At 76.4% G+C, this 5,129-nt stretch carries 1 protein-coding gene; it reads right to left on the reverse strand.

Annotated elements, in window-relative coordinates:
- The coding region (locus ABZW14_RS34075) for an acyltransferase domain-containing protein (RefSeq protein WP_355355330.1) at window positions 1-5,129 on the reverse strand (5,129 nt) is incomplete at both ends.

Consider the following 5,129-nt stretch of genomic DNA (forward strand, 5'->3'; position numbering starts at 1 on the left):
AGGTGCCGGGCCTGCCCGGTGGCCACGAGGTGGCGGGCGACGAGCCCGGCGAGCGTGCCCGACGCGCCGGTGATCAGGGTGGTGCCGCCCGGGTCTGCGGGTGCCGGAACCGTGAGCACGACCTTGCCGACATGGCGGGCCTGGCTGATGTGCCGCAACGCCTGCCGGGCCTGCCGCACGTCCCACACCCGCGTCGGCAGCGGCGTGAGCACACCCCGCTCGAAGAGATCCAGCAGTTCGGCGAGGAGCTGCCCGATGCGCTCTCCGCCGGCGGCGTTGAGTTCGAACGCCCGGTAGGTGACGCCGGGGTGCTGCGCCGCGACGAGGTCCGGGTCGCGGACATCGGTGCGGCCCATCTCGACGAAGCGGCCGCCGCGCGGCAGCAGCCGCAGCGACGCGTCCACGAACTCCCCCGCCAGCGCGTCGAGCACCACGTCCACACCGGCGCCGTCACTCGCGACCTGGAACGCGTCCTCGAACTCGGTGGTCCGCGACGACGCGATCCGCTCCTCGGCCACCCCCAGCGCCCGCAGCGTGCCCCACTTGCCCGGGCTCGCCGTCGCGTACACCGTCGCGCCGAGGTGATGAGCGAGCTGGATCGCCGCCATGCCGACCCCACCCGCACCCGAGTGGATCAGCACCGACTCGCCCGCCCGCAGCCCGGCCAGGTCACGCAACGCGTAGTAGGCGGTCAGGAACACCACCGGCACCGATGCCGCCTGGGTGAACGTCCAGCCGGCCGGCATCCGGGCGATCCGGTCCCGTTGCGCCACCACCCGCGGCCCGAACGCCGGCTCGAACAGCCCGAACACCCGGTCCCCCGGCGCCAGGTCGGCCACCTCCGGGCCGACCTCCAGGACCACCCCGGCGCCCTCGCTGCCCAGCACCGCGGTCGGATCCGGGTACATGCCCAGCGCGATCAGCACGTCCCGGAAGTTCACCCCCGCCGCGCGCACCGCGACGCGGACCTGGCCGGGCCCGAGCGGCAGCTCGGCGCCGGGCAGCAGGCCGACGCCGTCGATGGTGCCGGGTTCGACGGCCGCGACGTGCCACGGCTCCGTCGACGGCGCGAGCCGGTCGCCGGCCGGGCGCACCACCCGGGGTACGCGCACCCCGTCGCCCCGGAGGGCGAGCTGCCCGCCGGTCGGGGCCGGGTCGGCGGCGACCCCGGCCAGCACGGCCAGCACGTCGGCGTCCGGCGCCCGGTCCAGGTCGGCCAGCACGATCCGGTCCGGGTGCTCCGACTGCGCCGACCGCAGCAGCCCCCACACCGCCGCACCGGCAAGATCACCGATCCGGTCCTCGTCCCGCGCCGCCACCGCGCCCCGCGTGACCACCACGAGCCGCGAGTCGGCGAGGGCTTCGGCGGCCAGCCACGCCTGCACGACGGCCAGCACCTCGGCCGTCACCGACCGCACCCGCTCGGGCAGATCGCCAGCGGCCGGGTCAGGCAGGTCGTCACCGGCGGGGCCGGGCCAGACCGGCAGCAGCACCGCGTCCGGCGCGGGCTCCCCGGTGGCCACGGCAGCCACCAGCGCGGCCACGTCCGGGTAGGCCACGCAGCCGTCCGGCCACACCGCCGGGTCCGTCGGGATGTCGCCACCCGGGCCGGCGGTCAGCACCGCCCAGCCCAGCGACCCGGTCGGCACGTCCTCGGCCAGCCATGACATCTCGAACAGGGACCGGTCGGCGGCGGCCGGTGCGGCCGCGACGCCCAGCTCCCGCAGGGTGAGCGAGTCCACCGACACCACGGGAGCGCCGGTCCCGTCCACGGCGACCAGCCGCACCCCCTCGCCGCCGGTCCGGGTCAGCCGGACCCGCAGCGTCCCGGCGCCGCCGGCGTGCACCTGCACGCCCTCGAACGCGAACGGCACCCGCGTGCCGGACGCCTCCTCACCGAGCAGCAGCCCGATCGGGTGCAGCGCGGCGTCCAGCAACGCCGGATGCACCTCGAACCGGCCGGCGCTCTCCGCCACCGCGTCCGGCAGGGCGACCTCGGCGTACACGGCGCCGTCGCCGGTCCACGCCCGCCGGAGCCCCTGGAACACCGGCCCGTACGCCAGGCCGAGCCCGGCGAGGGTGTCGTACCACCCGGTCAGGTCCACCTCGGACGCTCCGGCCGGCGGCCACGCGTCGACGGTCGGCTCCCCGCTCGTGGCCGGCTCCAGCACACCCTCGGCGTGCCGGACCCACTCGCCCTCGGGATCATCCTCCGGCTGGGCGTACACGGCGACGTCCCGGCCGCCGGTGTCGTCGGCGGCGCCGACGCGGACCTGCACCCGGACGCCACCAGCCGACGGCAGCGCCAGCGGCGCCACGACGGTCAGCTCACGCACCCGGGCGGCGCCCACCTCGTCGCCGGCACGCACCACCAACTCGACCAGCGCCGTGCCCGGCACCAGCACCGCGCCACCGACCACATGGTCGGCCAGCCACGGCTGCGCCGCCACCGACAACCGCCCGGTCAACAGCACCTCATCGTCCCCGGCCAGCCGCACCGCCGCACCGAGCAGCGGGTGCCCGGCGGCGGCCAGTCCGGCGCCGGACACGTCGCCGGACCGCCGGCTCGCCGCGTCGGGCCAGAACCGCTCCCGCTGGAAGGCGTACGTGGGCAGGTCGACCCGGGTGGCGCCGGAGCCGGCGAAGACGGCGGCCCAGTCGACCGGTACGCCGGCCGTGTGCAGGCCGCCGAGGCCGGTGAGCAGCTGCCGGGGGCCGTGCTCGTCGCGGCGCAGCGAGCCGACCACGACGCCGGGCTGCCCGGCGGGGGCCCGGTCGAGGGCGTCCTGCACCACCACCTTGAGCACCGGGTGCGGGCTGATCTCGACGAACGCCCGGTAGCCGGCGTCGATCAGGGCGTCCACGACCGGCGCGAGGCGGACCGGCTCGCGGAGGTTCCGGAACCAGTAGCCGGCGTCCAGCTCGGTGGTGTCGATGGGCGCGCCGGTGACGGTGGAGTGGAAGGCAACCCGGGTGGGGTGCGCCTGGACGGTGCCGAGCGCGGCGGTCAGGTCGTCGCGGACCGCGTCGACGTGGCGGCAGTGGGAGGCGTAGTCGACGGCGACCTGCCGGGCGCGGATGTCGCGTTCCGCGCAGGTGGCGAGCAGTTCGGTGACGGCGTCCGCGTCGCCGGAGACGACGGTGACGGCTGCGCCGTTGAGCGCGGCGACGGTGAGCGCGTCACCCCAGGGCGCGATGAGCCGCTCCGTGTCGGCGGCGGAGAGCGGCACGGACACCATCCCGCCGAGCCCGGAGAGGGCGAGCAGGCCGCGGCTGCGGGCCACGATGAGCCGCAGCGCGTCGGGCAGGGTGAGCGCGCCGGCCACGCACGCCGCGGCGATCTCGCCCTGTGAGTGGCCGATGACCGCGTCGGGGCGTACGCCGCCGGAGCGCCACACCTCGGCGAGGGAGACCATGACCGAGAAGAGCAGCGGCTGGACCACGTCGACCCGGTCCATCGGGGGTGCGCCGGGTGCGCCGCGCAGCACCTCCTCGGGCTGCCAGTCGACCAGCCGGGCCAGCTCGGCCGCGCACTCGCGCATCCGGTCGCGGAAGACCGGGGAGGAGTCGAGCAGGTCCAGCGCCATGCCGGGCCACTGGGAGCCCTGACCGGGGAAGACGAAGACGACCTTCGGCGTACCGTCGCCGGTGCTGGTGGGCTGGTCGGCGGCGAGCGCGGCCAGCGCGTTCTCGCGGTCGGCGGCGACGGCGACCTGCCGGTAGGGGTGGTGGGCACGGCCGGTGGCCAGCGACCAGCCGAGGTCGACGAGGTCGAGGTCCGGATGGTCGGCGAGGTGGTCGCGGAGCCGTGCGGCCTGGTCGCGCAGGGCGTGGGCACTGCGGGCGGAGACGAGCAGCGGCACGGCGTCGGCGGCCACCAGGCCGGACGGCGCGGCGGGCTCGGGGCGGGCGGTGGCCGGCGGCTCGGCGGGGGCCTGCTCGATGATGGCGTGGGCGTTGGTGCCGGAGATGCCGAAGGACGAGACGGCGGCCCGGCGGGGCCGGTCCAGCTCGGGCCAGGGCGTGGCGGCGGTGGTCAGGGCCACCGATCCGGCGGTCCAGTCGATGTGCGGGGACGGCTCGTCCACGTGCAGCGTCGCCGGAACGAGGCCGTGCCGCATGGCCAGGACCATCTTGATCACACCGGCCACGCCGGCGGCGGCCTGGGTGTGGCCGATGTTCGACTTGATCGAGCCGAGCAGCAGCGGCCGGTCGGCGGGCCGTTCCTGGCCGTAGGTGGCGAGCAGGGCCTGGGCCTCGATCGGGTCGCCGAGGGTGGTTCCGGTGCCGTGCGCTTCTACGGCGTCGACGTCGGCGGCGGTCAGCCGGGCGTTGGTCAGGGCCTGGCGGATGACCCGCTGCTGCGAGGGACCGTTCGGCGCGGTGAGCCCGTTGGACGCGCCGTCCTGGTTGACGGCGGTGCCCCGGACCACGGCGAGGACGCGGTGGCCGTGCCGGCGGGCGTCGGACAGCCGCTCGACCAGCAGCATGCCGACACCCTCGGACCAGCCGGTGCCGTCGGCGCCGGCGGCGAACGCCTTGCATCGGCCGTCGGGGGCCAGGCCGCCCTGCCGGGAGAACTCGGAGAACATGCCGGGAGCGGCCATCAGCGCGGCGCCGCCGGCGAGGGCCATGTCGCACTCCCCCGCCCGCAGCGCCTGTGCGGCCAGGTGCAGGGCGACCAGCGACGAGGAGCAGGCGGTGTCCACGGTGACCGCCGGCCCTTCCAGGCCGAAGGTGTAGGCGAGCCGGCCCGAGGCGACGCTGCCCGCGGTGCCGGTGAGCAGGTGGCCTTCGAGCCCGTCGAGGCCATCGCCGGTGGCGGCGTAGCCCGACGAGGCGGCGCCGACGAAGACACCGGTGGCGGTGCCGGTGCGGCCGGCCGGGTCGAGGCCGGCGGACTCGAACGCCTCCCATGAGGTCTCCAGCAGCAACCGCTGCTGCGGATCCATGGCCAGCGCCTCACGCGGGCTGATACCGAAGAACGCCGGGTCGAACTCGGCCGCGTCGTACAGGAAACCACCCTGCCGGGTAGTGGACGTCCCCGCCCGATCGGCGTCCGGGTCGTACAGGGCATCCAGGTCCCAACCCCGGTCGGCCGGGAACGCCCCGATCGCGTCCCCACCCGA

This window comes from Micromonospora sp. NPDC004551 (genome assembly GCF_040609975.1).
Classification (GTDB): Bacteria; Actinomycetota; Actinomycetes; order Mycobacteriales; family Micromonosporaceae; genus Micromonospora.